14 protein-coding genes are annotated in these 20,397 nt (G+C 66.3%); 5 read left to right on the plus strand and 9 right to left on the minus strand.

What is annotated here, in order from left to right:
- Window positions 1–69: 69 nt before the first annotated feature.
- Window positions 70–939: a beta-lactamase induction protein gene (locus VGU65_RS05160; protein WP_327473504.1), complete on the plus strand. Its 870-nt coding sequence runs from the start codon at window positions 70–72 to the stop codon at window positions 937–939.
- Window positions 940–1,035: 96 nt separating this feature from the next.
- On the opposite strand, the gene VGU65_RS05165 is transcribed toward VGU65_RS05160, so the two are convergent.
- From VGU65_RS05165 to ftrA, 3 genes are all read right to left on the minus strand, one after another.
- The gene (locus VGU65_RS05165; protein ID WP_327473506.1) at window positions 1,036–2,634 is read right to left on the minus strand and encodes a S10 family peptidase; all 1,599 of its coding nucleotides are present in this window, start codon (window positions 2,632–2,634) and stop codon (window positions 1,036–1,038) included.
- Between the two features lie 77 nt (window positions 2,635–2,711).
- Window positions 2,712–3,575: an EamA/RhaT family transporter gene (locus VGU65_RS05170; protein ID WP_327473508.1), complete on the minus strand. Its 864-nt coding sequence runs from the start codon at window positions 3,573–3,575 to the stop codon at window positions 2,712–2,714.
- Window positions 3,572–4,594 (minus strand): transcriptional regulator FtrA, encoded by a 1,023-nt coding sequence (gene ftrA, locus VGU65_RS05175; protein ID WP_327473510.1) that lies wholly within the window; start codon window positions 4,592–4,594, stop codon window positions 3,572–3,574. The genes VGU65_RS05170 and ftrA overlap by 4 nt, the downstream gene beginning before the upstream one ends.
- Window positions 4,595–4,675: 81 nt before the next feature.
- Between ftrA and VGU65_RS05180 the strand changes: the two genes are divergently transcribed.
- Window positions 4,676–5,068, plus strand: coding sequence for a rhodanese-like domain-containing protein (locus VGU65_RS05180; protein ID WP_327473511.1), 393 nt, complete (start codon window positions 4,676–4,678; stop codon window positions 5,066–5,068).
- Window positions 5,069–5,073: 5 nt separating this feature from the next.
- A complete protein-coding gene (locus VGU65_RS05185; RefSeq protein WP_327473513.1) occupies window positions 5,074–5,529 on the plus strand; it encodes a GNAT family N-acetyltransferase in 456 nt (151 codons plus the stop codon).
- 414 nt (window positions 5,530–5,943) lie between these two features.
- On the opposite strand, the gene VGU65_RS05190 is transcribed toward VGU65_RS05185, so the two are convergent.
- The 4 genes from VGU65_RS05190 to zwf all read right to left on the minus strand — a co-directional run bounded on the left by VGU65_RS05190 (window position 5,944) and on the right by zwf (window position 10,702).
- A complete protein-coding gene (locus VGU65_RS05190) occupies window positions 5,944–6,603 on the minus strand; it encodes a bifunctional 4-hydroxy-2-oxoglutarate aldolase/2-dehydro-3-deoxy-phosphogluconate aldolase (protein WP_327473515.1) in 660 nt (219 codons plus the stop codon).
- Entirely contained in the window at window positions 6,603–8,417 is a 1,815-nt protein-coding gene (gene edd, locus VGU65_RS05195; RefSeq protein WP_327473517.1) for a phosphogluconate dehydratase, read from the minus strand. Before edd ends, VGU65_RS05190 begins: the two co-directional genes overlap by 1 nt.
- 49 nt (window positions 8,418–8,466) lie before the next feature.
- Complete coding sequence (gene pgl / locus VGU65_RS05200) at window positions 8,467–9,162, minus strand: 6-phosphogluconolactonase (RefSeq protein WP_327473518.1); 696 nt, start codon at window positions 9,160–9,162, stop codon at window positions 8,467–8,469.
- Between the two features lie 73 nt (window positions 9,163–9,235).
- The gene (zwf, locus tag VGU65_RS05205; protein WP_327473519.1) at window positions 9,236–10,702 is read right to left on the minus strand and encodes a glucose-6-phosphate dehydrogenase; all 1,467 of its coding nucleotides are present in this window, start codon (window positions 10,700–10,702) and stop codon (window positions 9,236–9,238) included.
- Window positions 10,703–10,862: 160 nt separating this feature from the next.
- On the opposite strand from zwf, the gene VGU65_RS05210 reads away from it, so the two are divergent.
- Together VGU65_RS05210 and VGU65_RS05215 are read left to right on the plus strand one after the other, a co-directional pair.
- Window positions 10,863–11,615: a GntR family transcriptional regulator gene (locus VGU65_RS05210; RefSeq protein ID WP_327473521.1), complete on the plus strand. Its 753-nt coding sequence runs from the start codon at window positions 10,863–10,865 to the stop codon at window positions 11,613–11,615.
- Window positions 11,616–11,678: 63 nt separating this feature from the next.
- Window positions 11,679–13,277, plus strand: a complete 1,599-nt coding sequence (locus VGU65_RS05215) for a tetratricopeptide repeat-containing sulfotransferase family protein (RefSeq protein ID WP_327473523.1) — start codon at window positions 11,679–11,681, stop codon at window positions 13,275–13,277.
- A gap of 300 nt (window positions 13,278–13,577) precedes the next feature.
- Here the strand turns inward: VGU65_RS05215 and VGU65_RS05220 are convergent, their stop codons facing one another.
- Both VGU65_RS05220 and VGU65_RS05225 read right to left on the minus strand, forming a co-directional pair.
- Window positions 13,578–16,604, minus strand: coding sequence for a TonB-dependent receptor (locus tag VGU65_RS05220; protein WP_327473525.1), 3,027 nt, complete (start codon window positions 16,602–16,604; stop codon window positions 13,578–13,580).
- A 375-nt stretch (window positions 16,605–16,979) separates the two neighbouring features.
- Window positions 16,980–20,183: a TonB-dependent receptor plug domain-containing protein gene (locus VGU65_RS05225; protein WP_327473527.1), complete on the minus strand. Its 3,204-nt coding sequence runs from the start codon at window positions 20,181–20,183 to the stop codon at window positions 16,980–16,982.
- Window positions 20,184–20,397 lie beyond the last annotated feature (214 nt).

A 20,397-nucleotide genomic window follows, 5' to 3' on the forward strand; every position in this document is an offset into this window, starting at 1 on the left:
TACGGCGTTCCCACGGGCTGCTGGAGGGGCTTGTCCTACAATGGCGGGCATTACCAGGAGCATCGACCGATGGCCTTGAGCCTGCTTGCCGCCCTGATCGCCCTCGGCCTGCTGCATCTGCTGCCGCAGCTTGTCCAATGGCGTGACGACAGGGTGTTCCGCGGCTGGGTACGCCAGTTGGACGACACGGCGGGCCGCGGCCGCGTCCTGATCACCCTGATCGTGCCCACGCTGCTGTGCCTGCTGCTGTCCGACCTGCTCGCCCGGACGCCCCTGGGCGGCATCATGCAATTGATCTTCGCCGTGGCAGTGCTGCTCTATGGCCTGGGCCCGCATGCGTTCGAGGCGGATCTGGAGGCGATCCTCCATGCCCCCGACCCGCTGGCCCGCGAGGCGGCAGCCCAGCGCCTCGCCGAGCCCGGCCAGCGGGTGGCCTGGAATGCCCATGCGCTGGGCCAGTCGGTGGCCATGGCAGCGTTGCGCCGTCGCTTCGGCGTGCTGCTGTGGTTCTTCCTGCTCGGGCCAGCGGGCGCGCTGCTCTACCGGCTGGCGCAGACGCTGGGGCGCGATGACACGCTCGCGCTGGACGCGGGCAGCGGCACCCACGCGCGTTTCGTCGCCAACGCGCTGGACTGGCTGCCCGCGCAGCTGCTGGTGTTCACCCTGGCGCTGGTCGGCCATTGGGATGCGGTGATGGCCTCGTGGCGCCGATGGCGCCAGCGCGCGGCGCCGACCAGTTGGTACGCCGACGAGCCTGATTTCCTCGCCGCGGCGGCTTGCGCCGATATCGACGTGGAGATCGAGGCGGGCGACGGCTATGCCCAGGAGCGCACCGATCCGCTGCTGGAGCTGACCCGCATGCGCAGCGCCTTCCTGCGAGCGCTGCTGGCGTGGTTGAGCGTGGTGGCGCTGATCGTGCTGGGCGGCTGGGTGACCTGAGCGCACCGCCCCCGGCGGGCTCGTGAGGAGACATCCCGCTCCGCCCGTACCTCTTCCACCTAGCGTGCACCCTCTCGGAAGGAGAAGGATGGGAGCTCACTCCACGTTGTCGGTCTGCTCGATGAAGCGCGCCACGTTGTCGTGCAGCGCCTTCAGCGATTGCTCGTGCGCATAGACCATGTGGCCGGACGGATACCAGGCAAAGGAGATGTTCTTCTCCAGCGAGGCCGGAATCGGCAAGTGGTGCATCTCGTAGTCGGCGGCGAAGTAGGGCGTGGCCAGATCGTAGTAGCCGCCGTTGAGCAACACCTTGAGGTCCGGATTGGTCTTCATCGCGGTGGCCAGGTCGGGCATCACGTTGGTCGAGGACTGCAGAGCCTCCCCGTGCGTTCCCGGTGCCTTGTGCGAGAAATCCCAGTGGTCGATGTCGGCGAACAGCCGGTACTGCATGGCGTCGCCGAACTTGAGCTGGCGGCGCACGTAGTCGTTGAAGGCGGCCACGTAGGCCGAGCTGATCGCCGAGGATTGCGGGTCGTACTCGGAGTCCTTCGCCAGCGGATCGAGCGCCGGCCCGGAGAAGCGGCTGTCCAGACGCCCGGTGGTCAGGTCACCGTCGAACTGCAGCTGGTGCTCGAACATGCCACCGCTGACGCGCAGGTTCGCCTTGACGAGGTAGTCGACCGGCAGCCCCGTGTACTCGTGCAACTTCTGCGCGACGGCGCGCTTGCGCGCATCGTCCAGCCGCGCGCCCTGCATCAGCGCGCTGGCGTAATCGCCCAATGCGTACTGTTCGACCTCGCGCAGGAACGGCTCCAGCTGCGCCGGCTGTTGCGGCAGCCTGTGGTGGTAGTACGCGGTGGCGGCGAAGGTCGGCAGCGCCAGCGCGTAGGGCAGGTCCACGCCGGGGTTGAACTCGGGCCCGTCGATGCTGGTGTCGAAGGAGAGGATCTGCGAAAGCAGGACCACGCCGTTCAAGTCGACGCTGTCCTCGTTCTGCAGGATGTTGGCCAGCACTGCCGAACGGGTGGTGCCGTAGCTTTCGCCGAACAGGTACTTGGGCGAATTCCAGCGGTCGTAGCGGGAGAGAAACTGGGTGATGAACTGCGCGAAGGCATGGCCGTCACCATCGACGCCGTAGACCTCCTTCTTGCGCTCCTTCATCTGTTCGTCGCGCTTGGACTTGTCCTTGTCGTCGGCGATCAGCCGCGAGAAGCCCGCGCCGGGGGCGTCGATGAACACCAAGTCGGAGGCGTCCAGCAGGCTGTAGTCGTTGTTGACAAGGCGGTAGGGCGCTGCCGGCGTGTGGCTGTCGTCGCTGGTCATCACGCGCTTGGGGCCGAACGCGCCCATGTGCAGCCACACCGTGGCCGAACCGGGGCCGCCGTTGTAGACGAAGGTGATCGGCCGCTTGGCCGGGTCGGCGCCCTGCTTGAAGTAGGCGGTGTAGAACATGCTCACGGTCGGCTCGCCGGCCTGGTCGCCGTGCTTGTGCAGCACCAGCGTGCCGGCGACGGCCTTGTAGTCGATGCGCTTGCCCTCGACGCTGACCGAGCCGGTGCTTTGCGCACTCTGCGGCTGGGTGAGCGCGGCTTCGGCCTGGTCGGCGTCAGGGCGGGGCTTGTCCTTGTCCGCCGCAAAACCGACCGGGACCATCAGCATCGCGGCCAGTGCCGCGACCAGGGGGAGCTTGCGCATGAAGTAACCTCTCGGGGGCGCGTGAAAGCGCCAGCATAGGCAGTGCCTGCTGCGCATTCACAGCCCAGAAGTCACGCTCAACCGCGTGCCAGCAGGGCGATCGCCAGCACCGCGAGCGCCAGCCCGACCAGGTTGAGACGCGAAAGCCGCTCGCGGAACAGCACCAGGCCCGCCAGTGCGCCCAACGCCACCACACCCAGGTTCATGCCCGCGAACACCAGCGCCGGCCGCCCGGGCAGCGCCTGATGCGCGCGCAGGTAGCAAAGGATATTGCCGAAGTTGAACAGGCCCAGCAGCACGCCGGCTGCCACGCTGCGGCGACCCAGCCGCGCGTTCGTGCGCGCGAGCCGCCAGCCCTGCAACAGCAGGCTCACCAGCAGGGCCAGCGCGAACATCGCCAGCAGCGCGGCACCGAGCGGCACGCCCGCCTGCGCCACGCGCTTGAACAGCACGTCGATCACGCCGAAGCCCAGGAACACCAGCAATGGGAACAGCCAGCGGCCGGCGTCGGCGTCCGTACCCGCGCCCCCGCGCGAAGGCCGCCAGACCAGCCCAGCCAGCGCCGCCAGGCCCGCCGCGATGCCCCACGCCTTGGCTGCGCTCAAGGATTCGCCGAACAGCACGAAGGCCGCCAGCAGCGACAGCATCAGCGAGAGGCGCTGGGCTACCTCGGAGCGCACGATGCCGGCGTGGCGCACCGAGCCGGCCAGCGCCAGGAAGATCGTCGGCAGCAATACGCCCAGCCCGAGCAACGCCGGCCACACCGCCGCCGTCGCGCGCAGGCTCGGTGCGGCGGGCGCGAACGCCCAAGCGCTGAGCGCGACCGCGACGACGTAGTTCCAGGCGATCGCCTGGCCAACGTCCACCTCCAGCCGGCGGGCGAGCTTGAGCAGCACCGACACCAGCACGCTGCAGAGTGCAGCGAGCAATAGATAGATCATGCCTTCTCCGGCGGGTTGGAAGCGGACGGGTGCCGTACCGGGCGATGGGCGAAGCGTTCGCGGTACCGAGCCGGGCTCACACCTAATGCGCGGCGGAAATGATGGCGCAGGCTATCCGCATGGCCGTAGCCACAGCGGTCGGCGATCTGCTCGACGCTCAGCCGGCTGCCTTCGAGCAGCTCGCGGGCGCGGCCCAGCCGCTCCTCGATCAGCCACTGCCGTGGCGAACGGCCGGTGGCGGCCTCGAAGCGGCGCAGCAGGGTGCGTTCGCTGGTGCGAGCGCGCGTAGCCAGCTCGGCCAACGGCAACGGCCGGTCGAGGCGGCGGCGCATCCACTCCAACAGCGCGCCCAGCGATTCGCCTTGCGCCGGCAGCGGCGAGGGGATGAACTGCGCCTGGCCGCCGTCACGATGCGCCGGCACCACGGCGCGGCGCGCCACCTGGTTGGCCACCTGCGGCCCGTGGTCGCGGCGGATCAGGTGCAGCGAAAGATCCAGCGCCGCCGCGCTGCCGGCGGACGTCAGCAGGCTTCCCTCGTCCACGTAAAGCACGTCGGGCTCGACCCGCACCCGCGGGAAGCGCGCCGCCAGCGCATCGGCGTAGCGCCAATGCGTCGTGGCACGGCGGCCGTCCAGCAGGCCGGTGGCGGCCAGCACGAAAACGCCGGAGCAGAACGACAGCAGTCGTGCGCCGCGGGCATGGGCAACGCTCAGGGCCGCCAGCAGTTTCGGCGGCGGCGGCGCATCGGCGCCGCGCCAGCCCGGCACGATCACCGTGCCGGCGCCCTCCAACGCCTCCAACCCGCCGTCGGCATGCACGCGCAGCCCGCCAGCCGCGCGCAGCGGCCCGCGCTCGATGGCGCAGACGCGGAAGTCGTACCAGACCGGCAGCTCCGGGCGCGGCAAGCCGAACATCTCCACCGCGATGCCGAACTCGAAGGTACACAGGCCATCGTAGGCGAGCGCCACCACAGTCAGGTTGCGTGCCGTGGCAGGGGGTGGGATTGGCGGTTTCTTCATGAATGCGGTCATTCTCGCCAATGGCCGCGCTCGCCGCCAGTGAGCACACTGCCGGCTTCCCCAATCGAGTGGAGCATCTCCATGAGCGTCGTCAGCCAGACCCCCGCCGCACCCGCCGCCCTCGCGCAGGAACACTTCCAGGCGCGCCTGGGTTTCGAGACCGACTGCGCCGACGTCTGGTACGCCAGCGGGCACGAGGAACAGGACTTCGTGCTGCTGGACGTGCGCACCCCCGTGCTGTTTGCGGCAGGCCACGTTCCCGGCGCGATCAACATGCCGGTGCGAATCATCGGCGAGGCGCGCCTGGCGGAGTTCCCGGCCGATACCCTGTTCGTGGTCTATTGCGCCGGCCCGCATTGCAACGGCGCGAACAAGGCCGCGCTCAAGCTGGCGCGGCTGGGCCGGCCGGTGAAGGAGATGATCGGCGGGCTCACCGGCTGGCTCGACGAAGGCTTCGGCCTCGAGCGCGGCTGATCGCCGTGGACGTATTGCTGGTGCGGCACGCGACCGGCGCCGATCTCGCCCAATTGGTGCCGCTGTGTATCGAGCATGCGGCGTTCGAACGCCTGCCGCATGGGCTGGGCGAGCACGCCGATGCGCTGGCCGCGGCGCTGGATGCCACGCCGGCGCGCCTGCATGCATGGCTTGCGCTCCATGCCGGCGACGCCGTCGGTTATGCAACCGCCACATTCGATTTCTCCACCCTCGGGGGCGCCCCGTACCTGCACATGGATTGCCTCTACGTGCGCGAGAGCTGGCGCAACCGCGCGATCGGCAAACGGCTATGGCAAGCGCTGCACTCTTTTGCGCTTGGCGCCGGCTGCCGGGTGATGCAATGGCAGACGCCGTCGTGGAACGAGGCGGCGGCCCGCTTCTACCGGCGGCTGGGCGCGCGCGAGACGCTCAAACGGCGTTACGAGCTGCCGCTGGCGTGACATGGCGGCAGGCGCGCTGTGCCTGCCAGCCATCTTCATGGATGGCATCCGCGCGACCTGCCTCGGCCGGTCATCTTCGGAAACGCCTGCTCGGACTTTCCCTGAGTTGCGAACACTGGAACAAGCCACTGCCGCCGGCATCGAGCGAAACGCGGATCTGCCGTTCGAATGTACTTTCTGCGGCGACGGCGTGGAGCACGTGCTGCCGCTCGATTTGCACGGCCTGCGGCGGTGGCTTCCCTGCGCGCCGCTACGCGCTGCACGCGACCGGAGGCATGGCAATCATCTGGGGCGCGATCCCGCCTCCAGCCGGATCATTTACAAGCCGGTCGAACCGCCATGCACGCCGCGCTGGTGGTGCAGGCCGTCCGGGTGGCGCCCGGAGCATCGGGAGTGGCCGTATCCGCCGGCCCGTCAGGCGCCGGCCTGGGCCGGGCGCAGCCCGGCCGCCGCGCGGGCAAGCTGCTCGATGCCGGCCCAGTCGCCGCCAGCGAGCTTGTCCGCCGGGGTGAGCCACGAGCCGCCCACGCAAAGCACGTTGGGCAGGGCGAGGAAATCGGACGCGCTGGCAGCGCTGATGCCGCCGGTCGGGCAGAAGCGCAACTGCGGCAACGGGCCGGCCCAGGCGGCCAGCAGCTTCGGGCCGCCGGCGGGCACGGCCGGAAAGAACTTCAGGCACCGGTAGCCGCGCTCGAGCAGGACCATCGCCTCGCTGGCGCTGGCCGCGCCGGGCAGCAGCGGCAGCGCGATGTCCTCTGCCGCGTCAAGCAGCCGCACGGTGGCGCCCGGCGAGACCGCGAAGCGGGCGCCGGCCTGCCGCGCCGCGCGCAGATCGGCCTCGCCCAGGACCGTGCCGACGCCGACCACCGCGCCCTCGACCTCGGCCGCGATCGCGCGTACGGCCTCCAGCGCGGCGGCGGTGCGCAGGGTCACCTCGATCGCAGGTACGCCGCCGGCGACCAGTGCCCGCGCCATCGGCACGGCGGCGCGGGCGTCGTCGATCACCACCACCGGGATCACCGGCGCCAGGCGCATGGTGCGTTCGATATCCTGTTGCTTGTCGACCTGGTTCATCAGAGCACTCCGGCGCCGAGGTCGGCGTTCATGGCGTTGGCGCGGAACAGCGCGAACAGCTCGCGGCCGGTGCCCGCCTGGTGCGAGGACTGGGCATTGCGCGCCGGCGCACGGGAAGCCAGCTCGGCGTCGTCGACCAGGACGTCCAGACGTCCGTTCGCCGCATCCAGGCGCAGCATGTCGCCGTCGCGCAGGCACGCGAGCGGGCCGCCGGCAGCCGCTTCGGGCGTCACGTGGATCGCCGCCGGCACGCGGCCGGAGGCGCCGGACATGCGCCCGTCGGTGACCAGCGCGATGCGGTGGCCGCGATCCTGCAGCACGGCCAACGTGGGGGTGAGCTTGTGCAGCTCCGGCATGCCGATCGCCTGCGGACCCTGGAAACGCACCACGGCGATGAAGTCGCGATCGAGCTCGCCGCGCTCGAATGCCGCGCGCACCGCGTCCTGGTCATCGAACACGATGGCCGGCGCTTCGATGAGCAGGCGGTCGTCCGGCACGGCGGAGATCTTGATCACTGAGCGACCCAGATTGCCGTCGAGCAGGCGCAGGCCGCCATCGGGGCGGAACGGCTCGTGCGCGCCGCGCAGCACGCCGCGGTTGCCGCTTTCCTTCGCCACCGGCTGCCAGGCCAGCCGGCCGGCTTCGTCCAGCACCGGCACCTGCGCGTAGCGCGCCAGGCCCGGTCCGGCGATGGTCTGCACGTCGGCATGCAGCATGCCCCCCGCGAGCAGCTGGTCGATCAGGAAGGCCATGCCGCCGGCCTGGTGGAACTGGTTCACGTCGGCGTAGCCGTTGGGATACACGCGCGCCAGCAGCGGCACCACCGCCGACAGCGCGTCGAAATCGTCCCAGCTGAGCACGATGCCGGCAGCGCGCGCCATCGCCACCAGGTGCAGCAGGTGGTTGGTCGAGCCGCCGGTGGCGTGCAGGCCGACCACTCCGTTGACGATCGCGCGCTCGTCGACGACGCGGCCCAGTGGCATGCGCGACGCTGCGCTGGCGTTGGCGATCACCGCCCCCACCGCCGCGCGGGTCAGCGCATCGCGCAGCGGCGTGTCCGGCTCGACAAAGCTAGAACCAGGCAACTGCAGGCCCATGATCTCCATCAGCATCTGGTTGGAGTTGGCGGTGCCGTAGAAGGTGCAGGTGCCGGGGCTGTGGTAGGAGGCGGCCTCGGCCTCCAGCAATTCCGCGCGCGTGGCCTTGCCCTCGGCGTAGGCCTGGCGGACCTTGGATTTCTGCTCGTTGGGAATGCCGCTGGGCATCGGGCCGGAAGGGACGAAGGCACCCGGCAGATGGCCAAAGCTGAGCGCGCCGATCAGCAGGCCCGGCACGATCTTGTCGCAGATGCCCAGATACAGCGCGCCATCGAACATGTCGTGCGAGAGCGACACGGCGGTGGCCATGGCGATGACGTCGCGCGAGAACAGCGACAGCTCCATGCCGGCGCGGCCCTGGGTGATGCCGTCGCACATGGCCGGCACGCCGCCGGCCACCTGCGCGGTGGCGCCGGCGGCGCGCGCGAGCTCGCGGATCAGCGCCGGATAGCGCTCGTAGGGCCGGTGCGCCGAAAGCATGTCGTTGTAGGCGGTGACTATCCCCAAATTCGGCGCGCGCCCCTCGCGCAAAGCGGCCTTGTCCGGCGCGCTGCAGCCGGCGAAGCCGTGCGCGAGATTGCCGCAGGACAGCTGCGCGCGATGCGGGCCATCGCCCTGCGCGGCGTCGATGCGTGCGAGATAGGCCGCGCGGCTGGCGCGGCTGCGTTCGGCGATCCGCGCGGTGATATCGGCAATGACGGGATGCAGCGAACTCATGGCAAACGAACTCCGGCAAATGCCGGCGCAGGCCGGCCATCAAGGACGATCAGGGACACCAGTACACCGCCACCGGTGCACGCTCCAGCACGGCCCGGATCGGGTAGGGCGCGGCTTCCTGCAACGCCCGGTCCAGCACCTCGCGCTTGTCCTTGCCCTCGATGTGCAGGAACAGGTGACGCGTGGCGAGCAGCGTGGCGAGCGTCAGCGTGATGCGCGGCTCACCCGCGCCGGGTGCGCGCATCGGCACCACCCCGGTGGGCAGGTTCGGATCGAGCGCCGCCTCGAGCTGGTCGCCGCCGGGGAAGAACGAGGCGGTGTGGCCGTCGGCCCCCATGCCGAGCACCACCGCGTCGAAGGGCAACGCCAGCGCGTGCACGCGCCGGCCGGCCTTGGCCTGTCCGTCCTCGGGCGTGGCCGCGCCGGTGTACAAGGGCACGAACCGCGCAGCGGACGCCGCGTGGCGCAGCAGGTTCTCGCGCACCAGGCGCGCGTTCGAGCGTGGGTCGTTCTCGTCGACCCAGCGCTCGTCGACCAGGGTCACCTGCACCTTCGCCCAGTCCAGCGGCGACTGCGCCAGCTGCTCGAAGAAGTGCAGCGGCGTACGGCCGCCGGAAACGGCGAGCACCGCGACCCCGCGCTCGTGCAGGCCTTCACGCAGGCACCCGGCCACGCGCTCGGCCAGGGCGGCGGCGAGGGCGCGGCCATCGGCGAAGTCGTGCATGGTGGTGCCGGGCGCAGTCATGGGCGGACAGCCCTCCATGGCATGCAGCGATCGGCAGCGCCCAGTGCCACGCGGCGAGACGGCATGCCCGGGGTCATTCGCTGTCCTCGTTCCACGTGCGTCCGTCGCGCTCGATCAACGCAACCGCCGCGCTCGGTCCCCAGCTGCCGGCGGCATAGGGCCGCGGCGGCTCGCCGACGGCGGCCCAGGCGCCCAGGATCGGGTCGATCCAGCGCCAGGCCGCTTCCACCTCGTCGCGGCGCATGAACAGCGTCGGATTGCCGCGCACCACGTCGAGCAGCAACCGCTCGTAGGCGTCGGGCTGCTGCACGCCGAAGGCCTCGACGAAACTCATGTCCAGCGGCACATGGCGCAGGCGCAGGCCGCCGGGGCCCGGATGCTTGATGGTCAGCCACAGCTTGACGCCTTCATCCGGCTGCAGCCGCAGCACCAGCCGGTTGTGCGCGAGCGGGCCGGCGGAAGCGTCGAAAATCGAATGCGGCACCGACTTGAACGCCACCACGATCTCCGACAGCCGCGTGGCCAGGCGCTTGCCGGTGCGCAGGTAGAACGGCACGCCGGCCCAGCGCCAGTTGGCGATCTCGGCCTTCAGGGCCACGAAGGTCTCGGTGTTGGACTGGCCGTTCTCCAGTTCCTCCAGGTAGCCGGGGACGCGCTCGCCGTCGATCGCGCCGGCCTTGTACTGGCCGCGCACGGTCAGCTGCGAGGCGTTGCGCATATCGATGGGCTTGAGCGCATGCAGCACCTTGAGCTTCTCGTCGCGCACGGCGTCGGGCGAGAGCGAGGCCGGCGGCTCCATCGCGACCATGCACAAGAGCTGCAGCATGTGGTTCTGCACCATGTCGCGCAGCGCGCCGGCATGGTCGTAGTAGCCGGCGCGCCGGCCCAGCCCGAGGGTTTCGGCCACGGTGATCTGCACGTGGTCGATGTGGCCGGCGTTCCACAGCGGCTCGAACAGCGCATTGCCGAAGCGCAGCGCCAGCAGGTTCTGCACCGTCTCCTTGCCCAGGTAGTGGTCGATGCGGAAGGTCTGCGCCTCGGAGAACACGCGCCCGACCGCCTCGATGATCCGCATCGCACTGGCCAGGTCACGGCCGATCGGCTTTTCCAGCACCACCCGCGCGTTGGGCCCGTTGAGGCCCTGGGCGCCCAGGCGGTTGCAGATGTCGACGAAAAGCTCCGGCGAGGTGGACAGGTAGAACACGCGGATGTGGTCGGGCTGCTCGTTCACCAGCGCGGCGAACGCATCCCAGCCCTCGTCCTTGCGCGCATCCAGCGGCAGGTAGTTGAGCTGCGGCAGGAACGTGTCGATGCGTTCGGGCGCGGCGCCACCGTCGGCCAGCACGTCGCGCACCAGCGCGCGGTAGCCGGCATCGTCCAGGGCCTCGCGCGCCACGCCGATGATGCGGCTGCTGGGCGGCACCTGGCCTTCGGCGAACCGATGGAACAAGGCCGGCAGCAGCTTGCGCAGGGCCAGATCGCCGGTGCCGCCGAAAATCACCAGGTCGAACGGATCGACGGGCGGGGAGGAAGCCGTCACGGGTTCACCTCGATTGCTTGGAGGAGGCGGGCTTTGGGGCCCGCTGGGTTGCCGGGATCGTACCAGTGAAATACCAGATTACACAGCCCCACGTCGATGGCATGCATACGTTTTCATACCCGCTTGCTGCAAATGGTGCTGGATTGGTATCGTGCCCGGCATGGAGACCGCGCTCGCCGCCGAATACCGCCGCCTCTGCGAAAGCCCCGAGACGCGCCAGCCGCTGGCCTATCTGCGCCTGCGCCGGGCGATCCGCACCGTGGTCGAGCATCGCGACATCGAGCCGGGCCAGGCGCTGCCCAGCGAGCGCGACCTGTCGCAGGTGCTGGGCCTCTCGCGCGTGACCGTGCGCAAGGCCATCGCCGGCCTGGTCGAAGAGGGCCTGCTGACCCAGCGCCACGGCGCCGGCACCTTCGTCGCCGAACGCATCGTCAAGCCGATGTCGCGGCTGACCAGCTTCACCGAGGACCTGCGCGCGCGGGGCCTCAACCCCCGTTCGGAGTTCTTCGAGCGCGGCATCGGCGAAGTGACGCCAGAGGAAGCCATGGCGATGAACCTTTCGCCCGGCGCCGCGGTGGTACGCCTGCACCGGGTCCGCTACGCCGGCGACGAGCCGCTGGCGATCGAGCGCAGCGTGGTGCCCGCCAGCGTGCTTCCCGACCCGATGCTCGTGCGCGACTCGCTCTACGAGGCGCTGGAACGACGCAACGCCCGACCCCGCCGCGCCCTGCAGCGCCTGCGCGCCGTCTCCCTGGGCGCCCAGCACGCCCGCCTGCTGCACGTGCCCGTCGGCAGCGCGGGCCTGAGCATCGAACGGCGCAGCTTCCTAGACGACGGCCGCGTGGTGGAATTCACCACTTCGTGGTATCGCGGCGACATCTACGATTTCGTGGCGGAGTTGCATACCGACTGAGGACGCCGATCCGATCGCTCACGTATCCGCGGCCTCGGTTCCGAGTCAAGCTAGTATTGTGAAATGAACTCGTCGATTCCTTCGTCTACGCTGGAAAAGTGGCGCCTGCACGCGCAAACCCATCTGCAGGCACAGCGGCTGAGCGAAGCCCAGCAAGCGCTAGAACAAATCCTGCGATATGCGCCGCATGACCTCGCCGCCAGCATTGACCTGGCGGACGTCTTGTTTCGGCGCGGGAAGCTACAGGCGTCCACACAGCCATTGCTGCAGGCGATGCGCCAGTTGCCGCGGAATGCGCCGTTGCTTGTCAGCTTGGTGCAGCATCTCATCGCACGCGGCGAAATCGTCGGCGCGCGCGCATGCCTGGACCTACTTGCGCTTGCACCCGATCCGCCGGCGGATCTGCTGGTTGCGCAAGCCAATCTGCGCTTTGCCACGGGCGAGATACCCGTGGCCAAGGAGCTCATGGACAGAGCAATCGCAGCAGGTGCAAACGCGCCGGACGAATTGCACACATACGCCATGCTTCTACAGTTCAGTGGCGATATCGCTGGCGCCCGCGTCGTATTGGAGGACTGCCTCTCACGCTGGCCGCAATTCGGAGATGCGGCCATGGTGTTGGCAAACCTGCAAAGGCAAAGGCCGGACGCCAACCGCCTCCCGCAGCTGCAGGAGCAGATTGATCTTCTGTCGGCAAAGAAGGTAGGTGATCCAGAAACCGCGTTCGTTCGCGCTGAATTTGAATATGCGGTGTTCAAGACATTGGACGACCTCGGCCGACATGAGGAAGCCTGGCTCGCTTTAGCCCGTTGCAATGCGCTAATGCACGACCTCAATCCGTATGATGCCGAGACTGAAACCGCACTGACCGATGCGCTGATCGAGATGCCCGTGCAGCATGCGGACCTGGTGCCGGCATTCGAGGGCCCTGTTCCGATCTTCATCGTCGGCATGCCCCGATCGGGAACGACCCTGCTCGATCGCATCCTGTCCAATCATTCGGCGGTGACCTCCGCCGGCGAGATCATCGATTTCTGGCGGCAGCTTCATTGGGTGGCTGACGTTCTTCCGGCCAAGGCGAGCGGCCTGCTGAAAGTCGTCGGCCGCAGCACAGGCATCGATTACCGCCAACTTGGCGCTCGCTATCTGAGGCAGACGCAGTGGCGGGCGCAAGGGCGTTCCTATTACATCGATAAGCTGCCGGCGAACATCCAGATGGTCGCCTTCATCCGACGGGCCTTGCCACACGCGCCGATCTTGCACATGGTTCGCAGCCCTATGGATACGTGTTTTTCCAACCTCAAGGCGATGTTCGGCAACATCTCACCGTACAGTTACGACCTCGACGCGGTGGCCCACTACTACAGTCAATACGCGCGGTTGGTTCGCCACTGGCATGCCGCACTACCGGGTGCAGTACTCGACGTCTCCTATCAGGCCCTTGTGCAGAATCCAGAGGCTACGCTCAGGGGCGTGCTTGCCCATTGCGGGCTGGATGTGGAAGAAGCCTGCCTGCGGCCCGAACGGAATACAGCGCCTGTTGCTACGCCGAGCAGCGCGCAAGTACGCGAACCAATCCATACACGGGCGCTGGACCAATGGCGCCGATACGAACGGCAGCTGGAGCCGTTGCGCGCATCGCTCGCCACATACTTGTCCTGACCCAAGTAGAGAGTTCTGTAGCCACTCTGGCGATGAGCCCCGGCAGCGGCATCGTACCAAGTACGTCGAACATACCGGCGGCTTGAGGCGTGTGAGTGCTTCGGCTTTTCTGCTCCAGAATTGTCGCGCGTGCTCGACGGCATCCGGGTTCGGGCGCAGCTCGGATCACTTGGTCGTGCCGGGAAGCCACCGCTCCAGACCGCGCCGGATGACTCGGCGCCTCCGCCGGCAGGTCGTTGATCTAAAAAAAAACCACCGGCCGCATGGCCGGTGGTTTCTGAGTCACTACTGCAGATCTGATCAGTAGTCGTAGGTGACCGACAAACGGACCATACGCGGAGGCTGCCAGAAAATGCCGTCGCCGTAGCTGTTGTTGATGGAGACGGTATTGGCACCATCGTAAGCGGCCTCGCCAGTCGGGTCGGTCTGCACCGCCTTTTGCTGGTTCAGCGCGTTGATGACGTCCAGGTTCAGACCCAGCTTGTGATCGGCGAACGCCGGCGTGTAGTGCACGCCGAGATTGACCTGCTCAGTCCACGGCGTATGGCCGATCGAACCGGGCGGAATGCGCACACCATGGCACCAGTGGTAATTGCCGCTGCCGCCGTTGTTGTAGCCGGTCGGATCACCCGTGCCCGTCGGGCCGTAGTAGCCAAGACACTCCTTCGGAGTGCCAGACTGGGCCAGCAGCGTGGCGGACACCAGCCACTCCGGCGTGATCTGGTAGGCGCCGCGGAAACGGATCTGATGCTTGCGGATGTTGCTCAGCTCGCCGTCCTGACCGTCCATGAGCTGCCAGGAATCCCAGTCTTCGGTCTTGGAAACGTCAGCCTGGCCGAAGTCGGAGCGCACCTGGCCCTCGGTATTGCCGAAGCCGCGGCTGAAGGTGTAATCGACACGCCCGAACCACTTGCCGTCGAACGGATGCTCCATGTACAGATTGAGCGATCCGATCTTGCGCTTGACGCCATTGATGTAGCCCCAATCCTTCTGGCTCATCGGCACGAGGACGCTGCTGGTGCCATCGTTCTTGACGACCAGCATGGTGTTGGTGAGGCCCGGATTGATCAGGCGGCAGTACGATGCACCGTAGAGCGAATTCGAGTAATCGCTCGGATTCAGACCCATGCTGGTCATCTTCGTGCCGATCTGGCCCGGCGAGCACTCGTCGTCGATGGCGGCCTTCAGATCACGCCACGAAGCCTTGGCACCATAGGTCCACTCGTCGTTGAGCTTCTTGTCAAAGCCAACGATGAACTCGTCCACGTATTCCGGCTTCAAATTGCGCGCAGTGACCTGCTTCGGATCCTTGGGCAGGCCGAACTCGCCGTCCGGCGAAGACACAACCGGCGCCACGGTGGGGTCGATGATCGGCGTGCCGTCCGGGTTCACACCAGTATATTTGTACTTGGTGATGACGTAGGTCGAGATATTCGCCGCGCGCTCTGCCGCGTTATCCGGCAGCGCGAGGTAGTAGCGGCCCACGTTGCCGTAGACCTTGAACGACGAGTCACCATACACGTCCCAGCTGGCGCCGATACGCGGTTCCCACTGGTTCTTCTCGTCGACGAACGGCTGGGAAAGATCGTTGTAGTTGGTGAAATGGTCGTTGCGGACGCCGATGTCCAGCAGCACGTTGGAGGCGACCTGCCAGGTATCCTGCAGGTAATAGGCCTTCTGGGTCATCGTCATGCTGGTAGCCCAGCCGATATCGCGCTTGCGCACGATGTTGCCGGGGTAGTAGCGCCAGTAGTAGTTGATCGACGGATTGAACGGGTTCTGCTGGTCCGGACCCTGGTGGCTGGCCTTGTAGCTCATGTTGTCGATACCGACGGCCAGGTCGTGATCGCCGAGCTTGTAGTCGAAATCGACGCGCAGACCATGGGTGCCGTTGGTCGCGTTGGGCGAGGTCCAGCTGGTATTGGTTTGGCTATTGGTGGGAATGCCCGGCAACTGGAACGGGTTCGAGATGAACGGCAGCGGGCTCTTGTTGGCATAGACGACCGGATCCTGGAACTTGGCCTTGCCATACAGGATGCTCAGCGTAGCCGCATCGGTGATGTAGCTGGTGAAGTGGCCGACGTAGAACTGGGCGTTATCCCTCGTCACATCGTTGTTTGCGATGAAGGCACCCGACTTCAACGTGCTGTAGTCGTACGCGTAGGTCGCGCCCGCACCGGTGGCGTCGCGGTTCTTCAGCGCGGTCAATTCAAGGACGTTGTTGTCGGTGATGTTCCAGTCAACCTTGGCGTAATACTTGGTGTTCTTGTCCCGGTTGTACTGAACCTTCTGCAGAGACGCGGTTTCGACGTTGGTCGACTGCGTCTTGGTGGTTTCAGCCGCCAGGAACATGAACAGCTTGTCCTTGATCAGCGGGCCGCCCACATAGGCCGAATAGATCGTTTCCCACTGCTTATTGTCGTTCCGGTACTGGTGCAACGTACCCGGCAGAGACGGATTGGCCAGCTGGTAGTTGATGTTTCCGATCGACGCCGGAATCGCCGGATTACCGTAACGGTTGTTGACCGGGGTTCCTTCGAGGAAGCGCGGCTGCCAAACCACCTGACCGCCGAAGTGCCACTCGTTGGTACCGCGCTTGCCGATCTGGTTGATCACGCCGCCATCGGAACGGCCATACTTGGCGCTGTAGCCGCCGGTAAGCGTTTCCTGCTGGTCGATCGCGCCATAGGGCAGCTGGAAGCCGCCGATATTCTTGTACGGTTCGCCGGTGTTGTAGCCGTTCACGTAATAGGCGTTTTCGGACACGCTGGAGCCACCGAAGGCAACCGCGTTACCGAAATAGCTGCTGCCCTTGACGGTACCCGGAGCCAGCAACGCGATCGACTCTGCGTTGCGCTGCACGGGCAGCTTCGCCAGGTCGGCGGCGGTGATGATGGTGCTGGAGTTGACGCTGGTCACGTCGATGGCCGGCAACGCGCTGGCAACCACTTGCACGGCGCCCAGGTTCTGCGCATTGGTTGCACTGGCCGCGGCGAAAGGTACCGAGGTGCCGCCGCCCGGAGTAACGGTAACGTTGTCCTGCGAGGCCAGTACCTGGCCATCCTTCTGCAGGGTGACCGAATAGCGACCTACCGGCAGGCCGTTGACCGAGTAGCGGCCATCCGCACCCACCGTCACTTCACGGGCGGTACCGTTGGCGCCCTTGACCACCACGCTTTCGCCGGCGCCGGCCGGAGCGGTGCCGAAGATGTTGCCGGTGGTGGCCTGGCCGTAGGCGAAGCCGGTGAAGCCAAGCCCCATGGCAAGTGCCACCGTCAGAGCAGTGCGACGAGGCTGGACCCCGTGCGGCATGTAACGCTTATTCATCGAGAGATCTCCCCAGATCGACCCATCGCCGGGCCTGAAAAAAAAGTCGGATGGTGGATTAGCCCACGTCCAGACGGTCCAACGCCTTCCTGCTCCTGGGCGGCACATCCGCCCCACGAGTCGAACCCCGGCGTCTTCTCACGGCGAACCTACCGCCCGCCTAACGCAGCGTCAACTATTTTTTAGCACTTGTGAGGGCGAACGTAAGTTGTTGCGCTAGTGTAATTTCTTTCGAACCGTTGGCGACCGGGCCGGGAACGAGGTGGTTTCGCCCGTCGTCCAGAAACCAAGCGAGTCCCCCCGCGAGGCAAAAAAAGCCGCCGGAAACCGGCGGCAAGTAGTAACCGCGGCGGGCGATCGCCGCGGTTGTTTTCTTTACAAGGAGAACTCGTACGAGGCAGACAAACGGAAGTAACGACCCGGCGAGGTCTGCAGGGTGGCCTGATACAGGTTGTTCGGCTGACCGCCCGACCTGGCGTTGACCGCACCGCCCACCGACGTCTCGTTGATCGTGATCGGACGCTGCTGATCGAACACGTTGAAGACGTTCGCGCCGAAGGTCAGCTGGTTCTTGGCAAAGTTCGGGCTGTACTGCACGCCCAGATCGAGCGTGTAGGTCCAGGGCAGATTGCCCAGCTCGCCACGCGGCGACGCCTTGCCATAGCAGACGTGGAACGCACCGTTGGAGCCCGCGCGGCTCATATAGCCGTCCGGATCGGTGTACAGGCCGGTGGAGGGGTCCGCAAACCAGGGGCCGATGCAGTTCTTCGGGCGTCCCGAGTTCGCCTGGGCGGTGGCGCTGACCATCCATTCGGAGTTGAGCTGGTAATAGCCCAGCGCGCGGATCTGGTGGCGCCGATCGTTCGGCAAGTTGCCATTGGCGAACTGCATGAACTCCGGGAAATCCCAATCCTGCGACGCGGCCACATCGCCTTGGGCGATGTCGGACTTGATCTGGCCCTCGGTGTTGCCGTAGCTGTGAGACCAGGTGTAGTCAAGTCGCCCGAACCATTTGCCGTCAAACGAATGCTGCAGATAGGCGTTGAACTGGGTGTACTTGCGCTTGGGCTTGGGCATGCCCAGGTCGGCGGCACTGAGCGTAACGTGGATCAGCCGTGACGTATCCGGATTGATGCCATCGGCATCGTAGTATGGCGCCGTGTAGAAGTCCGCGCCCTTGCCCGGGTTGAAGATCACGCCTGGGTACGGGATGTTTGCCACGCAATCGGCCACGCTGCTGTACTGCCCGTCGAACAGGTTGTTCGCGGCCATGAAGCGGCAGACCGGGCGCGGATCGCTGGTGTCATCCACCTGCGACTCGAGACGGCGCAGGATACCCCTGGCGCCTACCGTCCAGCCGGTCGCCAGCTGCTGGTCGAAGCCAAGGATCAACTCGTCCTGATAATGCGACTTCAGGTTGTTGATGCGTGCGGTTCGCGCTTCGCGTTCCTGGCCGAACTCGGCATTGGACGAGGAGGGAGGGCCAAGCGAGCCACGACCGATCGGCAGGTTGGTGGCCGGATCGATGCCCGTGAAGGAATAGTCCTCCATCGTGTAGAGCGACCCGCCGGCGCCGCGCACCGCCACGCCATTGGGCAACGCGAGGTAATAACGGCCAAGGTTCGCGTAGACCTTCGTCGTGGAATCACCATTTACGTCCCAGCTGATGCCAAGACGCGGCGCCCATTGGTTGCTCTGCTTGATGAACACCTTGCCGAAGCTGTTGTAGTTCTCGAACGACTCGTTGCGCAGCCCGATGTACGCCAGCCACCGATCGCTGACCTGCCAGTGGTCTTCCAGATAGAACGCGTTGAGCTTTTCCTTGTAGTCGCCGCCCGAACGCAGCAGGATGCGGGTGACGATGGCACCGTTGGCCGTGCCATAGCCCGGGTCGCCGTCATAGAGCCAGTAGCCACCATTCTGGCCCTCGCCCTCGCCGTACTTGGTCTGATTGGCGTAGTTGCTGCTCGTGGTGGTCTTCAGTTCCTGGCGGTCCACACCGGCACGCAGGTCGTGATCGCCCAGCTTGTACGCGAGGTCGACACGCCAACCGTCCGTGCTGTTCGAGGTGCCGTTGGAGAGGTTGCCGTAGGGCTGCAGGTTCTTCATGGCGCTACGCACGAACTGCGGGGCAGTCGCGGCCGCCCGCACCAGCGGGAAGTCGGGTATCTGCGTCAACTGCGGCTGCTCGTTGCTCGTATGACCGTAGAGCGCGCTGACCGTAAGGTCGTCCGTGATGTAGCCGGTGTACTTGCCCAACCACAACTTGTTGCTGTTCTTGGTATTGCCGTCGGACCCTGCACGGTAAGCGCCTTGCGTGAGGGTCTGATAGTTGTACTGGTAGTAGTTGGTGTGATCGCGGTCGTTGTCGGCCATCCCGGTGAATTCGAGGATATGGCTGTCTGTGATGTTCCAATCGATTTTGCTGTACCACTTGGCGGCCTTATCCCAATAGGTATTGGCGCCAGTGGGGGCGTTGATCGAACTGGCCGTCAGGGTGCCGTCATTGTTGTAGGTGGCCAGGCCGCCGACACCGCTCCTGGTGGTGCGGGTGACATCCGCCGCGGCATACAGGAACAGGCGATCCTTGATCAGCGGACCGCTCACGTACACTGACGTGCTCAGCTGGTCCTCTTTGTTACCGTTGCGATACGAGTACAGCTTTCCGTTCGAGCCGAACGGCTGCGTGATGCCCGGGCCACCGTGGCCGAACGGGCCCGTGCCGATGGCGAGCGACTGTGCGTCGGGATTGCTCGGGTAGTAGAGGTTGCCGCGTTGGGCGCGCAACGAATCGGGTGCCCAGTTCATGGCAATGCCGCCCTTCCAGGTATTGCCGCCGCGCTTGCCGACCACGTTGATCACGCCGCCGGTCGAATGCCCGAATTCGGCTCCCATGCCGCCGGTCAGAACCTGTTCCTGGTCGATCGCCCAGAACGGCATCTGGAAGAATGTCTCGTTCGACTGCGGATCGGTGATGTTGTAACCGTTGATGGTGTAGGAGTTCTCGGAAATACCCGAGCCACCCATCGCAATGACGTTGTTGCCGAAGCGGCTGTCGCCGCGAACCACGCCCGGCGCCAGGAGAGCTGCGGAGATCGCATTGCGGGCCACCGGGATCTTGGCCAGTTGCTCTGCCGTAAGCACCGTGCGCGTATCCACCGAGGACACGTCAATGGTAGGCAGAGCCGAACCGACTACGGTCAAACCTTCAAGGTTCGTGGCGTTGACGGTGCCGGTGAACGACACATCTGTAGCGCCGGCGATGCTTACCACGACATTGTCGCGCGTGCCGACTTCCGTGCCGTTGTTCTGCAGAGCGACCTTGTAGCGGCCGGTGGGCAGTGACGAGGCGCGATAGCGACCTGACGCGTCCACTGGCACGGTGTGAGACAGACCCGTATCCAGGTTCTGGATGACGACCGTGGTCGCAGTCTGCCCGGAAACCTGGCCGAAGATGGCGCCGGAGCTGTTGGACTGCGCCATCGCGCCGCCATTGAGCAAGCCCAAGGTCACCGCCAATCCAACGGCCAACGACGTACGGCGCAGCGGCCGACCCACATAGAAGTTACGTGAACTCATGAATCTCCCCCATCAGGCCCAGACTTGGGCAAATGACAGATCGCCTCATCCTCCAGAGGCGACGTTTCGAACTGCGAGGTCCCGTTTTTTCATGCGGAATTCGCAAATTCTCGCGACTGACCGTAACGTTTTGATAACGGCCTTGTCAACGCCGCTGGCGGCTGTCGGCAGAGTTCCACGCCAGGCCATGCCTTGCCGCTTGCGCGTGGCGCTA

Origin of the sequence: Frateuria sp., from assembly GCF_035943815.1 — a bacterium.
Classification (GTDB): Bacteria; Pseudomonadota; Gammaproteobacteria; order Xanthomonadales; family Rhodanobacteraceae; genus Frateuria_A.